Genomic DNA, 18120 nt, shown 5'->3' with positions numbered 1-18120 from the left:
CCAGTATTGCCGCACCGACCATCCTGACGTTCCGGTACGCCGACCGCACGTCCGGGCTGTTCCCTGCTGCGTACGCAGATACGCGGCGGAACCCCCACCTGCCTCACCCGTTCGGCAACTCGGATGGATTCCCTGTCCCTTGCGTGACACGGCGGCTGATTGCTGCCTTGTCATGGCCTGTTCGGGGCGCTTACTTTTGGCCCTCCTGACGCACGAGGGGGCTCTCCATGGCCGTACGCGGCCGGCACCGCCGGTATCAGCCGAACAGGATCAACCGTGCCTCACTCACCGTCACGGCGGGCAGCGCCGGAATCGCGATCCCGCTCATCGGCGCCGGCACCGCCCAGGCGGCCGACGTGGACACCTGGAACAAGGTCGCGGCGTGCGAGTCGAGCCACAACTGGAGCATCAACACCGGCAACGGCTACTACGGCGGACTGCAGTTCACCCAGTCCACCTGGGAGGCGTACGGGGGCACGGCGTACGCGCGGCGGGCGGATCTGGCCACCAAGGACCAGCAGATCGCCGTCGCGGAGAAGGTGCTGAAGAGGCAGGGCCCCGGCGCCTGGCCGGTGTGCTCGGTACGAGCCGGGCTCACCCGGGGCGGCGACACACCCGCCATCCACCCCGCCGGCACCACCACGACCCGGACCGCCAAGAGTTCCGCGCAGACGTCCGCGCAGACCTCGACGCGGACCTCCACGCATGCCTCCGAGCAGACCTCCACCCATGCTTCCGCGCAGACCTCCACCCATGCTTCCGCGCAGACCTCCGTGCAGGACGTGCGGCCGCAGACCACGCCCCAGTCACGGGCCGGCACGGCCGAGATGTACACGGTGGTGCGCGGTGACACGCTCTCCGGGATCGCCGAGGACCAGCATGTCAAGGGCGGTTGGCATGGGCTGTACACCGCCAACCGCACGACCGTCGGAGACGACCCCGACCTGATCCTGCCCGGCCAGCGGCTGAACCTGCGCGCCAAGGCCGCCGCCACCACTACGACGCCGCACACCACGCCCAAGCCCGCCACGGAGAAGTCGTCTTCGGACAGCGCCGGGACGACCAGCGCGAGCGGTCACTCCCTCGTCGCCCCGGTCCATGCGGCCATGGGCACCTCGTACCATGCGGCGGGCTCCTCCTGGTCGAAGGGGTACCACACCGGTGTCGACTTCCCCGTGCCCACCGGTACGACCGTCAAGGCGGTCGCGCCGGGGCGGGTCGTCAGCGCCGGCTGGGGCGGATCCTTCGGCTACCAGGTGGTCATCCGGCACGCCGACGGCCGCTACACCCAGTACGCGCACCTCTCGGCGATCTCCGTGAAGACCGGGCAGTCGGTGGGCGCGGGCCTGCGCATCGGCCGCTCGGGCTCCACGGGCAACACCACGGGCCCGCATCTGCACTTCGAGGTGCGGACGGGGCCCGGCTTCGGTACGGACGTCGACCCGGTGGCGTATCTACGGGACGGTGGCGTCAGGATTTGACGCGCGTGCGATGCAGGTCCAGGACGGGCATCGGGATGATCGGGCCGCCGTAGAAGGAGCCGTAGTAGCGCTGCGGCTCCTTCCGCGGTCCGCCGTCGGAGCCGGGGAGCTGGGAAACCAGCTCAGGGCCGTCCTCCCGCAGGGCGGCGACCGCCTGCTCGGGAGTTGCCGGGATCTCCGGCATTTCCGGCATCTCCGGCATCTCCGGAAGCTCCGGAAGCTCCGCGAGGAGGAGTTCCTCGGCCGGCAGTTCCTCCGCCATGACCGGATCGACGACCGCCATCGTCTCGGTCCGCTGTGCGGGCACCGTCCCGGTCCCCTGCGCGGGCAGTGCCTCGGTCTGCGCGGGTACCGTCACCTCCGCCGTGCGCGTGAGGCGCTCGGTCGTCAGCAGGATCAGGCCGCCGGCCGCCACCACTCCGCAGCTCAGGGCGAGCGCGGTGCCCGTGGTGCCGTAGCGGAAGGTTTCGCCGAACATCGTGATGCCCACCGCGGCAGCCACCACAGGGTTCACGACCGTCAGCGTGGCCAGCGGAGCCGCGAGGCCGGCGCCCCGGTAGGAGGCCTGCGACAGCAGCATGCCGGCCGTGGCCAGGACGCCGATCACGGCCAGGGAGGGCAGGTCGCCCGCCGCCACCCCGCCGGTCCAGTCGACCGCGACCGTCTTGGTGAACACCGAGGACATACCGAACGCGATACCGGACGCGGTGGCCAGCAGCACACTGCGCACCGCCGGGTGCCGGTGCGCCGCCCGGGCGGCCACCATCAGCGCCAGCACCGCGCCACCGGTGACCACGGCCGCGGCCACCCGCTGGGCCGTGCTGAGCGACTGCGCGTGGGACGCGCCGACCAGGGAGAGCAGGCCCGCGAGCCCCACCGTCGCCATGATCGCGCCCCGCCAGGCCGTGGCACCGGCCTTGCGGCCGACGAACAGGGCGGCCATGGGCAGCGCGAAGACGATGGTCAGCGCGCCCAGCGGCTGCACCAGGCTCAGCGGTCCGTAGGCGAGCGCCACCACGTGGAGGATTCCGCCGAGGCCGTTCAGCGCCACGGCCGCCCACCAGCTCGGCCGACGCAGCGGCGCGAACTGTTCGTCGGGGGAGGACGCCGCGACCTGCTCCTGCACGATCGCCCCGCCCGCGTACGCCACGGCCGAGACGAGCGACAGGACCACGGACAACGCGAGGGCACTCATGGGCAGCTCCTCTGCGTGAGGCGGGGGCGCTGGGCCCGGCGCGGCGAACGGTCGGCTCTCATGGCCAACAGCCTGCCGTGTCGATCTCTTCCCGTCGTCGTACCTGAGCAGGCAATCGGTCCTACTGCCGATGGAGTACGAAAGGAGGACGCTCCTCCCCAGGGTGGGTGACACGGAGGGCAACCGGCTGATCACCGCTCCTACCGCTCTTGGTACTACTGCTGGTCGTGGACTTCGACCTCGACTCCGACCTCGCCGCCCTCCGCCCGCTCGGCGGCTTCTTCGTCCTGCGTACGGCCCCAGGAAGGGCCGGAGCGCCGTCCGGGCCGTCGGCGACGCTGCCGACGCTCGGCGAGACCTACGCGAATCGGGCAACGGACGTTCACGGAGATTCCCTGAGTTTCCGCGTTCGCACGGTGACGAGGAGCCTCCGCGCTGCCGAAGTGCGCGTCGGGGCGTCCGTCGCGCACCAGGCGCTCGCGGCCCGGCTCTGGTCGGTGGCGCTCGGGTGCGCCGCCCTGTACGGCGGGATCCCCGACCTCGACCCGGGCCTGCTGCGCTGGGACGCCGGCGGCACCGCCCCCGACGACCTGTGGCTGCCGGAGGTACGCCCGCTGCCGGGAGACGCTGCGACCGTCGCCCAGGCCGTGCTGGACGCCCACCTCCGGCCGCTGACGGCGGCAGTGCAGGCCCGCTACCGGGTCGCGGCGGGCCTGCTGTGGGGCAACGCCGGATCCGCGCTCGCGGGGGCGGCCCGGGAGCTGGACGGCTGGGCGCGGGCGAACGGCCGTACGGACGTCGGCACCAGAGCCTGCTCCCTGACCGCCGAACTCTTCGACCACCCCCTTCTCGCCGGATCCGGCATCCGCACCGGCACCGCCTTCCGTCGCCGCAGCTGCTGCCTGTACTACCGGGTGCCGGGCGGAGGCGTCTGCGGCGACTGTTGCTTCACACGACCCCCGCGCTCTTCCCCACGCGACCCATCTGGGTGACCATGAGGGAACCAGCTGAGACAGGGGGTTGCGGGTGCGAGTGGGACTGCTGACCCGGGAGTATCCCCCGGACGTGTACGGCGGCGCGGGGGTCCATGTCGAGTTCCTCGCCCGGGAGTTGCGGACCCTCGTCGACCTCGACGTGCACTGCTGGGGTGAGGGCCGCGCGGAGGGCGTCGTACGCCACCGCTCCTGGTCCGCCCTCGACGGCGCCAACGACGCGCTGCGCACCTTCTCCACGGACCTGTCGATCGCCGCCGCCGTCGAGGGGCGCGAACTCGTCCACTCGCACACCTGGTACGCGAACCTCGCCGGCCACTTCGCGAAGCTCCTGTACGGCATCCCGCACGTGCTGACGGCCCACTCGCTGGAGCCGCTGCGCCCCTGGAAGGCCGAGCAACTCGGCGGTGGATACGCGCTGTCCGGCTGGGCCGAGCGCACCGCGATCGGGGCGGCCGACGCGGTGATCGCGGTGTCCGGCGCCATGCGCGAGGACATCCTCGGCTGTTACCCCGCCCTGGACCCGGACCGGGTCCACGTCGTGCACAACGGCATCGACACCGCCCTCTACCGGCCCGACCACGGCACGGAGGCCCTCACCCGCGTCGGCATCGACCCGAGCCGCCCGTATGTGCTGTTCGTCGGCCGCATCACCCGCCAGAAGGGCGTCCCCCATCTGCTGCGCGCGGTACGGGACATCGACCCGGCGGCGCAGGTCGTCCTGTGCGCGGGCGCGCCCGACACCCCGGAGATCGACCGCGAGTTCCGTGACCTCTTCGAAGAGCTGAGCCGTGCGCGCGACGGCGTGCACTGGATCCCGCGGATGCTGCCGCGCCCGGAGGTGATCCAACTCCTCACCCGGGCGTCCGTGTTCGTCTGCCCCTCGGTGTACGAGCCCCTCGGCATCGTCAACCTGGAGGCGATGGCCTGCGGCACGCCCGTCGTGGCCTCGCGGGTCGGCGGCATTCCCGAGGTCGTGGCGGACGGGGAGACCGGCGTACTGGTGCCCGTGGACGACGACTTCGAGGGGGGCCTCGCGCGGGCGCTGGACTCGGTGCTCGACGATCCGGAGGCGGCCCGGCGGATGGGCGAGGCCGGACGGGAGCGCGCGGTGGCCGAGTTCGGCTGGGACGCGGTGGCGCGGCGCACGGTCCGGCTGTACGAGGAGATCCTCAAACAGGCCTAGTACAGGGGAGACACAGCTCGGAGATCCTCGAACAGGCTTAGTGCGACCGGCTCAGGGGCAGGCATGGGTCAACCAGGGTGAGGGGAGCGGCCATGCGTCGTGGAGGGCCTTCGGTGCTCGGAATCGTTCTGGCGGGCGGTGAGGGGAAGCGTCTGATGCCCCTGACCGCGGACCGTGCGAAACCCGCGGTCACCTTCGGCGGCACCTACCGTCTCGTCGACTTCGTTCTTTCCAATCTCGTCAACGGCGACATCCTGCGCATCTGCGTCCTGACGCAGTACAAGTCGCACTCGCTGGACCGGCACATCACCACGACGTGGCGGATGTCCAGCCTGCTCGGCAACTACGTCACACCGGTTCCGGCGCAGCAGCGGCTCGGCCCGCGCTGGTACCTGGGCAGCGCCGACGCGATCCTCCAGTCGCTGAACCTGATCTACGACGAACGGCCCGAGTACGTCGTGGTGTTCGGCGCCGACCACGTCTACCGCATGGACCCGCGGCAGATGCTCGCCCAGCACATCGACAGCGGGGCCGGGGTGACGGTGGCGGGGATACGCGTACCGCGCACGGAGTCGTCGTCCTTCGGCGTGATCACACCGGGCTCTGACGGCCAGACCGTCCAACGCTTCCTGGAGAAGCCCGCCGACCCGCCGGGCCTGCCCGACGACCCGGAGTCCGTGTTCGCCTCGATGGGCAACTACGTCTTCACCACGAAGGCGCTGATCGAGGCGCTCCAGCGGGATGCCGAGGACGAGGGCTCGCTGCACGACATGGGCGGCTCGATCCTGCCCCAGCTCACCAGCCGGGGCGAGGCGCACCTGTACGACTTCAGCGCCAACCACGTGCCCGGCGAGACCACCCGCGACCAGGGGTACTGGCGTGACGTCGGCACCCTCGACGCCTACTACGAGGCCCACATGGACCTGATCGCCGAGCGTCCCGCCTTCAACCTCTACAACCGCAGCTGGCCCATCTACACCCACTCCAACCAGCTCTCACCCGCCCGCTTCAACTCGGGCGGGATCGCCGGCGAGTCCATCATCAGCGCCGGGTGCCTGATCCGCGGGCAGGTGACGCGCTCCGTGCTGTCCCCGGGTGTGGTGGTCGACCCGGGCGCCGTCGTCCAGGGCTCGATCCTGCACGACAACGTCCACATCGGCCGCGGCGCGGTGGTGCGCGGGGCCGTCCTGGACAAGAACGTCGAGGTACCGCCGGGCGCGACCATCGGCGTGAACCCGGAGCGGGACGCGGAGCTGTACACCGTGTCGAAGGGTGGAGTGATCGCGCTGGGCAAGGGGCAGCTGGTCCCCTAGCCCGCATGGGTTGTTTCCGGTCACTCCCAGACATCTGTGACCAGCGAGGTTGGTGAGGTTACGTGACCGGGACTTAATCCGCAGTTTACTGTGCGTAGCCTGATCGCGCTTGACCGTAATCGGCAACGGGCGATTGACTACGTTCACCCGTCCCGTCGTCGACGCGAGGCAAGCCATTGACTTCCGACCTGCTCGCCCCTCTCGACCTGGCGTTCTGGAACATCGAGTCCGCCGAGCATCCCATGCACATCGGCGCGCTCGGCGTCTTCTCGGCCCGCTCGCCCACCGCCGGCGCACACGCGGCCGACCTGCTCGCCGCCCGTGCGGCCGCCGTGCCGGGGCTGCGGATGCGGATCCGCGACGTATGGCAGCCGCTCGGCCTGCGCAGCCCCTTCACCTTCGGCGGCGCCGCCCGTGAGCCCGACCCGGAGTTCGACCCCCTCCAGCACGTGCGGCTGCACGCCCCGACCGCCGACTTCCACGCCGACGCGGGCCGGCTCATGGAGCGCCCGCTGGAGCGCGGCCGGCCGCCGTGGGAGGCGCATGTGCTGCCGGGCGAGGACGGTGTCTCGTTCGCCGTGCTCTTCAAGTTCCACCACGCCCTCGCCGACGGCCTGCGGGCGCTGACGCTCGCCGCCGCCGTCCTCGACCCCATGGACATGCCCGCACCCCGGCCGCGTCCGGCGGAGCCACCCGCGCGCGGCTTGCTGCCCGACGTGCGCAAGCTGCCGGGGTTGCTGCGCGGCGCTCTGTCCGACGCCGGCCGGGCCCTGGACATCGGCGCCTCCGTCGCCGTGTCCACCCTGGGTATGCGTCCCGTCCCGGCGCTCACCGCCGAGCCCACCGGCACCCGGCGCACCGCCGGAGTGGTGCTCGACCTCGACGACGTGCACCGCGTCCGCAAAGCCGTGGGCGGCACCGTCAACGACGTGCTCATCGCCGTCGTCGCCGGCGCGCTGCGCCGCTGGCTCGACGAGCGTGGCGACGGCAGCGACGGCGTCGCGCCCCGCGCGCTCATCCCCGTCTCCCGGCGCCGCCCGCGCACCGCGCACCCACAGGGCAACCGGCTGTCGGGCTACTTGATACGGCTGCCCGTCGACGACCCGGACCCGCTCGGCCGGCTCGACACGGTCCGCGCCGCCATGGACCGCAACAAGGACGCCGGACCCCAGCGCGGTGCCGGCGCGGTCGCCCTGCTCGCCGACCACGTTCCCGCGCTCGGCCACCGGCTCGGCGGTCCGCTGGTGAGCCAGGCGGCCCGGCTCTGGTTCGACATCCTGGTCACCAGCGTGCCGCTGCCCAGCCTCGGCCTGAAGCTCGGCGGCAACCCCGTCACCGCCGTCTACCCCCTCGCGCCGCTCGCCCGCGGCCAGTCCCTGGCGGTCGCCGTCTCGACCTACCGCGGCCGCGTCCACTACGGGCTCGTCGCCGACGCGAAGGCCGTACCGGACCTGGACCGGTTCGCCCGTGCGCTCTCCGAGGAGGTGGAGACGCTCATCACTGCCTGCGGTCCTTGACCGCCGCCGGTTTTGGTCCCGGGGTCGGGCGCTCCGTAGAATTCCCCGTTCGAAAGCGAGCGCGGTCGGAGCGCCGCGACGGGACCCCAGGGATCGGCAGCGCGATGACGGTGACGCAGGACGGCACGACGACCACGGACGAGGTGGTGTACGGACCCGGTATCGACCCGGAGCGGCTGGCCGTCTGCCTCGGCGTGCTCGAGGAACTCGACAAGCTGGACGTCGACCACCCCGACGCGATCGCTGTGCGCCGGGCCACCGCGGGCATCTACCGCACGGTCAAGCAGCGCCGCCGTCAGGAGCGCCGGGCCGCCAAGACCGCCCACGACAAGGCGGTCACGGAGGCCACGGCGACCGGCTCCGCCCAGCGCATCGATGACGAGACCGAGGGCATCCTGCCGTCGTCGGTGACGGAGGAGGGCCAGATCGCGGGGATACTCCAGCGCCCGCGGTCCTGCTACACCTGCAAGACCCGCTACGTCGAGGTCGACTACTTCTACCACCAGCTCTGCCAGGACTGCGCCGCCCTGAACCGCGCCCGCCGCGACGCCCGCACCGACCTCACCGGCAAGCGCGCGCTGCTCACCGGCGGCCGCGCCAAGATCGGTATGTACATCGCGCTGCGGCTGCTGCGTGACGGTGCCCACACCACCATCACGACCCGCTTCCCGAACGACGCGATCCGCCGCTTCAAGGCCATGGACGACTCGGCGGACTGGATCCACCGCCTGGAGGTCGTCGGCATCGACCTGCGCGACCCGGCCCAGGCCGTGGCCCTGGCCGACCAGATCGCCGAGCAGGGCCCGCTCGACATCCTGATCAACAACGCGACCCAGACCGTGCGCCGTCTGCCCTCCGCCTACGCCGCCCTCGTGGAGGGCGAGAGCGCCCCGCTGCCGGCCGGTGAACTGCCCGCCCGCCACGTGATCGGCGCCTTCAACTCCGGCGCGGTCGATGGACTGACCGCCCTGCCCGTCGGTGTCACCGGGCTGGACGCGCAGAAGGTGGCCGACCTCGCCCTGGTAGCCGGCAACGCCAGCGTGGTCCGGCACCGTGAAGGCACCGCCATCGACGCGGGCGGCCTGGTTCCCGACGTGGTCGACAGCAACACCTGGGTGCAGACCATCGAGCAGATCTCCCCCGTGGAGCTGCTGGAGACCCAGCTGTGCAACTACACGGCGCCGTTCATCCTGATCAGCAAGCTGCGGCCACTGATGGCCGAGGCCGCGCGCCGGGCGCCCGCGGGGCGCGCGTACGTCGTCAACGTCTCGGCGATGGAGGGGGTGTTCAGCCGCGGCTACAAGGGCGCGGGCCACCCGAACACCAACGCCGCCAAGGCCGCCATGAACATGGTGACGCGCACCAGCGCCCAGGAGATGTTCCAGACCGACGGCATCCTCATGACCTCGGTCGACACCGGGTGGATCACCGACGAGCGGCCGCACTACGACAAGCTGCGCCTGGCCGACGAAGGCTTCCACGCCCCACTCGACCTGGTCGACGGCGCGGCCCGCGTCTACGACCCGATCGTGCGCGGCGAGGCGGGCGAGGACCTGTACGGCGTCTTCCTGAAGGACTACGCGCCGGGCAAGTGGTGAGTCCCGCGCAGCCGGTCGTGGACCGCGTACGCCCCTGAGGCGTGTGCGGCCCGCACCCGTGTCCCGCCGTCCACCAGCAGATCGGCCCCGGTGATCCAGGCCGCCGCATCGGAGACCAGCCACACCACGGCTCGCGCGACGTCCTCCGGCTCCCCGATCCGGCCCATCGGCAGCCCCGCGGCCACCTCCGCCTCACCCGGCTCCCACACGAACCGCGCCATCTCGGTACGGACGAGGCCGGGGGAGACGGAGTTGACCCGTACCTTCGGCGCCAGCTCGCCCGCGAGCTGCGCGGTGAGGTGCAGCAGGGCCGCCTTGCTGGTGCCGTAGGCGCCGACGTTCGGACCGACATGCCCCGCACCCTCGGTGCACACGTTGACCACGGCGCCCCCGTGCTGCCGCAGCCACGCCCGCCACGCGCACTGCACCAGCCGCAGCGGCGCCTCGACATTGACGGCGAACGCCTCGCGCCACGCGTCCGGATCGACGTCCATGAGCGGCCCGTACGGCTGGTTCGTCGCCGCGTTGTTGACCACGACGTCGATCCGCCCGAACTCGCGCAGGACCAGCTCCGTCAGCTCCTGGGGATGCGCGGGGTCGGCCACGCCGCCCGCGAGCCCGATGCCGCCCAGCTCTTCGGCGGTCCGCCGCACGGCATCGGCGTCACGCCCGGTCACGCACACGCGCGCCCCTGCCGCGGCGAGCTCCCGGGCGACCGCCCGCCCGATCCCGCGCGTGCCCCCGGTGACGACGGCTGCCCGGCCCGCCAGTTCGTGGGACGACGTCATCGACGTACCGTCTCATGACGGACCGTCAGCCAACAGCCCTGCGTCGCAGCCCTTCGTCGACAGCGCTCAGTCGACAGCGCCCGGTCCACGGTCCTCAGTCGACGGCGGCCCTCACTCACCGCAGCTCCAAGGCGCCGGCCCTCAGTCGCCGGCAGCTCCGAAGGTACCGGCCCTCAGTAACCGGCAGCTCCAAGGCGCCAGCCCTCAGTAACCGGCAGCTCCAAGGTGCCAGCCCTCAGTAACCGGCAGCTCCGAAGTCGACGGCCCTCAGTCACCGGCAGCTCTCAGTCCACGCTCCTCAGCGTCGAGTGCCGCCCGGCGACCAGCTCCAGGACGGTGCGCCAGTCCTCCAGGACCCCGGCGTCGAAGCCTGCCGTCCGGCCCTCCTCGTCCGCGTGGCGCAGGCTCGCCAGGTCGTCGTCGGCGGGAGCGCCGTGCCAGGGGTGCCGGCGCACCAGGCGCGAGACCCGGTCGCCGAGGAGCAGGCGTACGGCGTCGGCCGCGTGATCGGCCTGCGTGGCGGGGTCGCCGGGCCGCAGCAGCTGCCCGATGGGGTGCACCAGGCCGGTCACCTGGAGTTCCTTGTCGGCGGGCCGGCTTCGGCGCAGCAGTGCGGCCGTCCGCAGGGCGTGTTCGTGCAGGTCGACCGGGCTGCCGCCGGGCACCCGGGGGTCGCGGACGCCCCGGCAGGCGTACAGCAGGTCCATCAGCTCCTCGACGCTGCGCAGCTCCATGCGTCGGTCCTCCCGCGAGACAGCCGTTGCGGTACGTCAGCAGATCATGGCCTGCTTTCCATCGGGCCAACGGCACTTGAACTGCCCGGCCGTCTCGAAGTCACTTTCGCCGACGTAGGCCGAACGGGTGATAACTGAAAGGCGCAGAGTGGGGCAAAGGGTTTGAATCAAGGGGTGATGTACGCGGGTGACTTGCGATAGTTACCCCAAGTTTTCAGCCCCGCTGAGCACTGCTCCGCTCATTTGGTTAATCTGTAGCGGACGGGCAGCAGCAAGGGGTCCCACCCACACCCGAGGTCCGTCAACCGGCGCCACCGCGTCCGAACTGCCTAACAGCAACACCCGAGCGGGCGTCGATGAAGAGGCCGGAGAATCGGCCGGTACGTCCCGAGGGTGACCGACACATAAGGAGTGCGCGGTGACACCAGAGAAGACGAATCGCGAGGACCGCCCCAAGGAACGCCCGGAGCGCACGGGCCGCCGGTCAGGAGAGCTCGGCAGCCTCGACGTGTGGGCCCGGTCCGCCCCGATCCGCCTGGCGGGTTACGAGGACGACCTCGCCGAACCCCACATCCTGCCCAGCGTGGACTGACCCCTCCCGGGGCAGGGTCATCGCGATCGCCGAACGCATGGGCGTGGGAGACTCACGCCCATGCTGATCAGAGAAGCCGAGGCCGACGACTGGCCGCGGATCTGGCCCTTCTGGCGCCGCATCGTCGCCGCCGCCGAGACCTACACCTGGGACCCGGACACCTCCGAGGAGGCGGCGCGCGCCCTGTGGATGAGCCAGGCCAAGCGCGTGTACGTCGCCGAGGACGAGACCGGAGCCGTGGTCGGCTCCGCCTTCGTCACCCCCAACTACGCCGGTCCCGCCGCCCGTATCGCCAACGCCGGCTTCATGGTCGACCCCGACCAGGCCGGCCGTGGCATCGGCCGTGCCCTCGCCGAGCACATCCTGACCGAGGCGAAGGCCGCCGGCTACCGGGGCATGGTGTTCAACGCCGTGGTCGAGACGAACCCCGCCGTGCAGCTGTGGAGCTCGCTCGGCTTCACGATCCTGGGCACCGTGCCGGAGGCGTACGAGCATCCCCGGCACGGCCTCGTCGGACTGCACGTCATGTACAAGGCCCTGTGACCGCGTCCGCTCAGTCGAGCGGCGCCGTTCGCCGCCACGGACGCAGCTCCTCCAGCTGCTCCGCCAGTCGCAGCAGTTCCGCCTCCGACCCGGGCAACCCCACCAGCTGCACGGCGGTGGGGGCGCCCGAGGGCAGCGTGCCGAACGGCACCGTCATCGCGGGCCAGCCGGTGAGGTTCCACGGCGGGGTCAGCGGCGAGTAGTTCGTGTTGGCCAGGACGTTGCGCAGCCAGCCCCGGTCGTGCCAGGCCGCCGACCGGGGGGAGCGGCGGGCGAGCGCCGGGGTGAGCAGCACGTCGTGCTCGGCGAAGAACGGCTCCAGCCGTCGGCGCAGCCGCTCGCGGCCCTCACCGGTGCGCACCCCGTTCAGGAACCGCTGCCCGACCGTGGCGTGCATCCGGGTGCGCCGGGTCAGCAGCCGCGGATCGAGCCCCCGGGCGTCGACGGCCGAGCCCGCCGTCCAGTGCGCGAGCGAGGTGACACCGAGCGACAGCGGGTACGGCGGCTCGGCGCGCCGCACCTGGTGACCCGCGTCGGCCAGCAGCCGGGCGGCCTCCCGCACGGCGGTCGCGTACGGCGTGCTGATGGTGACGCCGGCCAGGGGGCTGCGCACCGAGACGGCGATCCTGCGCTTGCCGGGTTCCTCCTCGCGTATGACCTCCGTGTCCGCGAGGACCGAGAACATCAGGCGTGCGTCCTCGACCGTCGTGGCCAGCGGCCCGTTCTCGGACATGCCGAACCAGTCGCCGTCGCTGATGCCGGCGGGCACGACTCCGTGGCCCGGCTTGATGGTGACGAGGCCGCAGTTGGCCGCCGGGATACGCAGGGAGCCCATGCCGTCGTTGCCGAGGGCGATCGGCACCATTCCGGCCGCGACCGCGGCCGCGCTGCCGCCCGACGAACCGCCCGCCGTGCGCGAGGTGTCCCACGGATTGCGGGCCGTGCCGTGGACGCCCTCCGTGGTGCCGAAGATGCACAGCTCCGGCACGTTCGTCAGGCCCACGACCACCGCGCCCGCCGCCCGCAGCCGGGCCACGGTGACATGGTCCTCGGCAGCGGGCGTGTCGGGCGTCGCCGCCGAGCCGACGCGGGTGGACTCGCCGCGCACGGCGAGGTTGTCCTTGACGGCCACCGGTACCCCCGCGAGGGGCAGTCCGCCCAGGTCGGGCCGGTCGGCCAGCTCTTCGGCCTCGGCGAGCGCGGCCTCGGCCCGCACGGTACGGAAGGCTCCGACGCGGCCGTCGAGACGCTCGACACGGGCGAGGTGCTCGGCCACCACCTCGCGGGGTGTGGCCCGCTTCTCGCGTACGGCGGCGGCGATCTCGGCGGCGGTCCGGCCGACCCAGCTGGTCACGGGCGCTCCTCGGGGCGGAGTGGTGCTACTGGCGAGTACGTAGGGAGAACTCTGCACCCGAGCACGCCCCGCGTCGAGAGGTAGTGATCAGTTCTCGGTGCCCCCTGTCCGGGACAGGCCTTGAGCTGCGCAAGCGCGCGGTCCGCACAGTCGCCGAGGTGCGGCCCGAACACGACACGGAGTGGTCCGCGATGAAGGCGGTCGCGAAGCCACTGGTTTCCGATCGCGGAAGAGATCAGGACGGCGAAGCGCCGACGCGCCCCTGGGAATCAGACGTGGGTGCAGGTGACCTGCCCGTCCACGGACTCCCTAGCCGGCTGCGGCATCGCGGGTGCGCTGGTAGTGGCGTCGTGCCTTCATGCGGTTGCCGCAGACGGCCATCGAGCACCAGCGGCCCTTGTTGGTCTTGCTGCGGTCGAGGAGGAAGCGCCGGCACTCGGGGTTGGCGCACGCCCGCAGCCGGCCGGGCATCGTCTCCTGCAGGGCGCTCCACGCCAGGACCGCTTCCACCGCCATGCGGCGCTCCGCAGGGGCGTCCAGCTCCCACGACACCCCACTGGGCGAAAGGTGCGGGCGGGACGTCACTCCCCTCAGCAGCGGGGTCAGCGATGTGGCGGGCAGGCTGCCGCGCACCACCTCCTGCAGGCCGTCGCGCGCCTGAAGGAGGTGTCGGCGCTCCGCGGGGGTGCCGCTGCCGCCGTGGGCCCGCTGCCAGGACTCGGCCGCTTCCGGATCCGCCAGCTGGTCCTGGACGACGCCATGGACCACGGGCGTGGTGTTGAGGAGCTCCAGTAGTGCGTCTTGCTGTGCTCGATCTGCCGCCATCACACCTCCTAACCATGTTGGTTCGCCTGGCAGGTTATACCCATGCCCTTCGGCGGCAGCGGCTGCGCTGGCAGACGGCCGTTCATGGGCGGAGGGTTTGGGGTGGGCCGGCGTTCCGCGGCGCGGGCGCGGCGGCGTCCTGAACGCGAGCTCGGTCTAACCAGCTAAACCATCTTGACAGGTTAGGTTGAGCGTGCTCGACTGGCTGCATAACCACTGAAGACCGATAGGGAGGTTAGAGATATGGGTTCCGCAGTCCACCACCGCACCGCCACCGTCGACGGTCTCGAGGTCTTCTACCGGGAGGCCGGTGACCCGAAGGCACCAGCCGTTGTGCTTCTCCACGGCTTCCCGACCAGCTCGCACATGTTCCGTCACCTGATCCCTGCGCTCGCTGACCGCTACCGCGTCATCGCCCCCGACCACATCGGGTTCGGTCAGTCCGCGATGCCCGCCCTGGGGGACTTTCCGTACACCTTCGAGGCCCTTACCGAGATCACCTCCGGCCTGCTCGGGCATCTGGGCATCGACCGGTTCGCGATGTACGTCCAGGATTACGGCGCCCCCATCGGCTGGCGGCTCGCCCTGAAGGCCCCGGACCGCATCACCGCGATCATCACCCAGAACGGCAACGCCTACGAAGAAGGCTTCGTCAAGCCCTTCTGGGACGGCGTCTTCGCCTACGCCAAGGCCCCGGGACCGGAAACCGAGGCTCCCATGCGAGGTGCCCTGACCCCCGAGGTCACCCGGTGGCAGTACGTGAACGGAGTCTCCGACCCGAGCCTGGTCAGTCCCGACAACTGGGTCCACGACCAAGCCCTGCTGGACCGCCCGGGAAACGACGAGATCCAGCTCAAGCTCTTCCGTGACTACCCCACCAACGTGGACCTCTACCCGCAGGTCCACCGGTACTTCCGCGATTCCCGGGTCCCGCTGCTGGCGGTCTGGGGAGCGAACGACGAGATCTTCGGCCCCGACGGCGCCAAGGCGTTCAGCCGGGACCTGCCCGACGCCGAGATCCACCTGCTCGACTCCGGGCACTTCGCCCTGGAAAGCCACTTCGAGGTCATCACCGAGCACATGCGCGACTTCCTCGCCCGCGTCCTCGCCTGACGGGCGGGGGGCGGAGGTATCGGCACAAGCTCCAGCACTGCCGCCAGGTCGAAGTCCCTGAAAGCGCGGGGCCCCTCCCGCGTACGGGTCTGGCGTCGTGCGGACCGGACAGGATCGAAGTCTGCCTCGACGGCGCGCCTGCACCTGGAGCCCGGGTCGCTGAACAGCTTTGACCAGCCCCGATTGCGATGTGAGAGAAAATGAGTGAAACAAGCGCCAACCAGGCAGGCAGCACCTACGACGTGATCGTGCTGGGTGCCGGTCCGGTCGGCCAGAACGTCGCCGACCGCGCTCGCGCCGCTGGTCTCTCCGTGGCCGTCGTGGAACGGGAACTCGTCGGTGGCGAATGCTCCTACTGGGCCTGCGTGCCCAGCAAGGCGCTGCTGCGGCCGGTCATCGCGGTCGCCGACGCCCGCCGTGTGGACGGTGCCCGGCAGGCCGTCACCGGCCGGCTCGACACCGATGGTGTCTTCGCCCGCCGTAATCGTTATGTCACCGACTGGGACGACACCGGACAAGCCGAAGGGGTCAAGTCCATCGGTGCCGACCTCTTCCGCGGCCACGGACGGATGGAAGGTCCCCGCCGTGTCACGGTCACCCGCGACGACGGCGCACGCCAGATTCTCACGGCCCGGCACGCGGTGGCCGTCGCCACCGGGAGCCGGCCGGCCCTGCCCGCCATCCCCGGTATCGAGGAGGCCCGGCCGTGGACGAACCGGCACGGTACCGACTCCAGCAGCGTGCCCGCCCGGCTCGCCGTGATCGGTGGCGGCGGGGTCGGCGTGGAGATGGCCACCCTGTGGCAAGGCCTGGGCGCCCAGGTCACCCTGCTCGTCCGGCGCCGTCTGCTTCCTCGTATGGAGCCCTTCGCCGGGGAGCTGGTCGCCCAGGGGCTGACCGAGGCGGGCGTGGGCGTCCGGATCGGCGTGCAGGTGACCGCCCTGCGCCGCCCGGACCCCGAGGGGCCGGTCACCCTCACCCTCGACGACGGCAGCGAGCTGGAGGCCGACGAGGTCCTCTTCGCCACCGGCCGCACCCCCGCCACCGACGACATCGGACTGGACGCGATCGGCCTCACCCCCGGCTCCTGGCTGGATGTGGACACCACCTGCCTGGTCCGCGGTGTCGACGGCGACTGGCTGTACGCCCTCGGCGACGTCAACCACCGTGCCCTGCTCACCCACCAGGGCAAGTACCAGGCCCGGACCGCGGGCGACGCCATCGGTGCCCGCGCCGCCGGCCGGCCGGTGGACGACGGCCTGTGGGGAGACCACGCCACCACCGCCGACCAGCACGCCGTGCCCCAGGTCTTCTTCACCGACCCCGAGGCGGCCGCAGTAGGCCTCAGCGCCGAGCAGGCCGCGGCCTCCGGCCACCGGATCAAGACCGTCGACGTCGACTTCAACGCCGCCCAGGGAGCGAACCTCTACGCCGACGGCTACCAGGGCCATGCCCGGCTGGTCGTCGACCTCGACCGGGACATCCTGCTCGGAGTGACCTTCGTCGGCCCGGGCGTCAGCGAGCTCCTGCACTCGGCGACCATCGCGGTCGCGGGCGAGGTCCCGCTCAAACGGCTCAGGCACGCCATCGCCTGCTTCCCCACCGTCAGCGAGATCTGGCTGTTCCTTCTCGCCGCCCACCAACGCGACTGAGCCACACGGCATACGCACACGCCTGTCCGGCGGTGAGGACGACGGCGAGGGGCCGGTAGCGGCCGTCGGCAGCAAGGTGGGCGGTGCACACCCGCTCCCAGGTGCCGTCGACGGCCCACATCCGCAGCCGGTTGTCCACGCGATCTGAACGAAACCGCCTAGGCCCCCACCTGCCCCCGCAGCCACTCCTCCACTTCCCCCACGTGCGCGGCGGCTGCCGCTTTGGCCGCCTCGGGGTCCCGGGCGACCAGGGCGCGGTGGATCGCGGCATGTTCGCGGCGGGTGCGTTCGAAGGCGCCCTCCTCCTGGTAGCCGCGCCAGACGCGGGCCCGGAAGGTACGGGAGGAGAGGCCCTCCAGGATGGCGGCCAAGGTGTCGTTTCCGGCGGCCGCCGCGATCTCACGGTGGAAGGCCAGATCGTGGGCGAGGATTTCCTCCGGGTCGTCCGACGCGTTCATCGCGGTCAGATGCTTCTCGACCTCGGCCAGCTGGTCCGGCGTGATGCGCGCGGCGGCCAGCGCGGTCGCCGTCGACTCCAGTACGCGGCGCACCTCCAGCAGCTCCACCAGCCGCGGCCCCCGGGACAGATCGGCCACGACACCGAACGTCTCCAGCAGGTCGCCGGCCTCCAGCTGTGTGACGTAGATGCCGGAGCCGTGCCGGGCCTCCAGGACGCCCATGACCGTGAGCGCGCGGATCGCCTCCCGCATAGAGCTGCGGGAGATGCCCAGTTGGGCCGCGAGGTCCCGTTCCGTCGGCAGTCGCTGTCCCGGCTCCAGCAGGCCCTCCGCGATCATCGCCTTGATCCGCTCGATGGCGCGCTGCGTCACCGTGCCCTTTTGCGGAGCGGCCGCGCTCTCCGCCCCCGGTGTCACGGTCTCGTCCAAGCCACTCCTTCTGTCGCTGGTGCGCGCAGTCTAGCCACGGAGGTGGTCGGACCACTATGCCTCGAAACCGGGGAGATTTGCCTTCGGAGGGTGTTGCATGCCCGAAGTGGTCTGATAAATATGCGGGCAACTGCTCGATCACGCTCAACGAGGAGCTGACAGTGCGGAACGGATCGCGGAACGGACGGCGGAGCCGACGAATTTCCTCCCGGGTGACGCGTGCGGCGGCGGTGGCCGCCTGCTCCGCCGAACGCGTTCATCGTGACGCTCGCGACGCTGATCGTGCTGCGCGGTCTGCCGGTCGGCGCCACCAAGGGCAAGACTCTGTTCGGGATGCCGGACTCCTTCCA

At 71.5% G+C, this 18120-nt stretch carries 16 protein-coding genes; 10 read left to right on the top strand and 6 right to left on the bottom strand.

Features of this window, described 5'->3' with window-relative positions; all coding sequences use genetic code 11:
• Nucleotides 1–227 precede the first annotated feature (227 nt).
• Nucleotides 228–1481, top strand: coding sequence for a transglycosylase family protein (locus ACFY16_RS31445; protein ID WP_390650590.1), 1254 nt, complete (start codon nt 228–230; stop codon nt 1479–1481).
• On the opposite strand, the gene ACFY16_RS31440 is transcribed toward ACFY16_RS31445, so the two are convergent.
• On the bottom strand, nt 1471–2676 hold the full coding sequence (locus tag ACFY16_RS31440) for a DMT family transporter (RefSeq protein ID WP_390650589.1): 1206 nt from the start codon (nt 2674–2676) through the stop codon (nt 1471–1473). The genes ACFY16_RS31445 and ACFY16_RS31440 overlap by 11 nt on opposite strands.
• Before the next feature lie 209 nt (nt 2677–2885).
• On the opposite strand from ACFY16_RS31440, the gene ACFY16_RS31435 reads away from it, so the two are divergent.
• The 5 genes from ACFY16_RS31435 to ACFY16_RS31415 all read left to right on the top strand — a co-directional run bounded on the left by ACFY16_RS31435 (nt 2886) and on the right by ACFY16_RS31415 (nt 9282).
• Nucleotides 2886–3668: a (2Fe-2S)-binding protein gene (locus ACFY16_RS31435; RefSeq protein WP_390650588.1), complete on the top strand. Its 783-nt coding sequence runs from the start codon at nt 2886–2888 to the stop codon at nt 3666–3668.
• A gap of 34 nt (nt 3669–3702) precedes the next feature.
• Complete coding sequence (gene glgA, locus ACFY16_RS31430) at nt 3703–4854, top strand: glycogen synthase (RefSeq protein WP_390650587.1); 1152 nt, start codon at nt 3703–3705, stop codon at nt 4852–4854.
• A gap of 92 nt (nt 4855–4946) precedes the next feature.
• Nucleotides 4947–6167 (top strand): glucose-1-phosphate adenylyltransferase, encoded by a 1221-nt coding sequence (glgC, locus tag ACFY16_RS31425; protein WP_390650586.1) that lies wholly within the window; start codon nt 4947–4949, stop codon nt 6165–6167.
• Nucleotides 6168–6343: 176 nt separating this feature from the next.
• The gene (locus tag ACFY16_RS31420) at nt 6344–7684 is read left to right on the top strand and encodes a wax ester/triacylglycerol synthase family O-acyltransferase (RefSeq protein WP_390650585.1); all 1341 of its coding nucleotides are present in this window, start codon (nt 6344–6346) and stop codon (nt 7682–7684) included.
• A gap of 104 nt (nt 7685–7788) precedes the next feature.
• Nucleotides 7789–9282 carry an SDR family NAD(P)-dependent oxidoreductase gene (locus ACFY16_RS31415; protein WP_390650584.1) on the top strand — a complete coding sequence of 498 codons (1494 nt, stop codon included), beginning with the start codon at nt 7789–7791 and terminating at the stop codon, nt 9280–9282.
• Here ACFY16_RS31415 and ACFY16_RS31410 read toward each other — a convergent pair.
• Both ACFY16_RS31410 and ACFY16_RS31405 read right to left on the bottom strand, forming a co-directional pair.
• Nucleotides 9261–10070 carry an SDR family oxidoreductase gene (locus ACFY16_RS31410; RefSeq protein ID WP_390650583.1) on the bottom strand — a complete coding sequence of 270 codons (810 nt, stop codon included), beginning with the start codon at nt 10068–10070 and terminating at the stop codon, nt 9261–9263. The two genes, ACFY16_RS31415 and ACFY16_RS31410, sit on opposite strands and share 22 nt — an antisense overlap.
• A 284-nt stretch (nt 10071–10354) precedes the next feature.
• Complete coding sequence (locus ACFY16_RS31405) at nt 10355–10804, bottom strand: hypothetical protein (protein ID WP_390650582.1); 450 nt, start codon at nt 10802–10804, stop codon at nt 10355–10357.
• A gap of 418 nt (nt 10805–11222) precedes the next feature.
• Here ACFY16_RS31405 and ACFY16_RS31400 point away from each other — a divergent pair, with 418 nt between their 5' ends.
• Both ACFY16_RS31400 and ACFY16_RS31395 read left to right on the top strand, forming a co-directional pair.
• Nucleotides 11223–11396 (top strand): hypothetical protein, encoded by a 174-nt coding sequence (locus tag ACFY16_RS31400; protein ID WP_390650581.1) that lies wholly within the window; start codon nt 11223–11225, stop codon nt 11394–11396.
• A gap of 60 nt (nt 11397–11456) precedes the next feature.
• The gene (locus tag ACFY16_RS31395; protein WP_390650580.1) at nt 11457–11939 is read left to right on the top strand and encodes a GNAT family N-acetyltransferase; all 483 of its coding nucleotides are present in this window, start codon (nt 11457–11459) and stop codon (nt 11937–11939) included.
• Between the two features lie 10 nt (nt 11940–11949).
• Here the strand turns inward: ACFY16_RS31395 and ACFY16_RS31390 are convergent, their stop codons facing one another.
• Together ACFY16_RS31390 and ACFY16_RS31385 are read right to left on the bottom strand one after the other, a co-directional pair.
• The gene (locus ACFY16_RS31390; RefSeq protein ID WP_390650579.1) at nt 11950–13293 is read right to left on the bottom strand and encodes an amidase; all 1344 of its coding nucleotides are present in this window, start codon (nt 13291–13293) and stop codon (nt 11950–11952) included.
• Nucleotides 13294–13602: 309 nt separating this feature from the next.
• Entirely contained in the window at nt 13603–14118 is a 516-nt protein-coding gene (locus ACFY16_RS31385) for a CGNR zinc finger domain-containing protein (RefSeq protein ID WP_390650578.1), read from the bottom strand.
• A 243-nt stretch (nt 14119–14361) separates the two neighbouring features.
• On the opposite strand from ACFY16_RS31385, the gene ACFY16_RS31380 reads away from it, so the two are divergent.
• Both ACFY16_RS31380 and ACFY16_RS31375 read left to right on the top strand, forming a co-directional pair.
• A complete protein-coding gene (locus ACFY16_RS31380) occupies nt 14362–15231 on the top strand; it encodes an alpha/beta fold hydrolase (protein WP_390650577.1) in 870 nt (289 codons plus the stop codon).
• A gap of 200 nt (nt 15232–15431) precedes the next feature.
• Nucleotides 15432–16883: a dihydrolipoyl dehydrogenase family protein gene (locus ACFY16_RS31375; RefSeq protein ID WP_390650576.1), complete on the top strand. Its 1452-nt coding sequence runs from the start codon at nt 15432–15434 to the stop codon at nt 16881–16883.
• A gap of 158 nt (nt 16884–17041) precedes the next feature.
• Here the strand turns inward: ACFY16_RS31375 and ACFY16_RS31370 are convergent, their stop codons facing one another.
• Nucleotides 17042–17770, bottom strand: coding sequence for a FadR/GntR family transcriptional regulator (locus tag ACFY16_RS31370; RefSeq protein WP_390650575.1), 729 nt, complete (start codon nt 17768–17770; stop codon nt 17042–17044).
• Between the last annotated feature and the right edge of the window lie 350 nt (nt 17771–18120).

Origin of the sequence: Streptomyces sp. NPDC001315 (assembly GCF_042896175.1) — a bacterium.
Lineage (GTDB): Bacteria > Actinomycetota > Actinomycetes > Streptomycetales > Streptomycetaceae > Streptomyces.
This window is presented reverse-complemented; position numbering and strand designations above follow the sequence as displayed.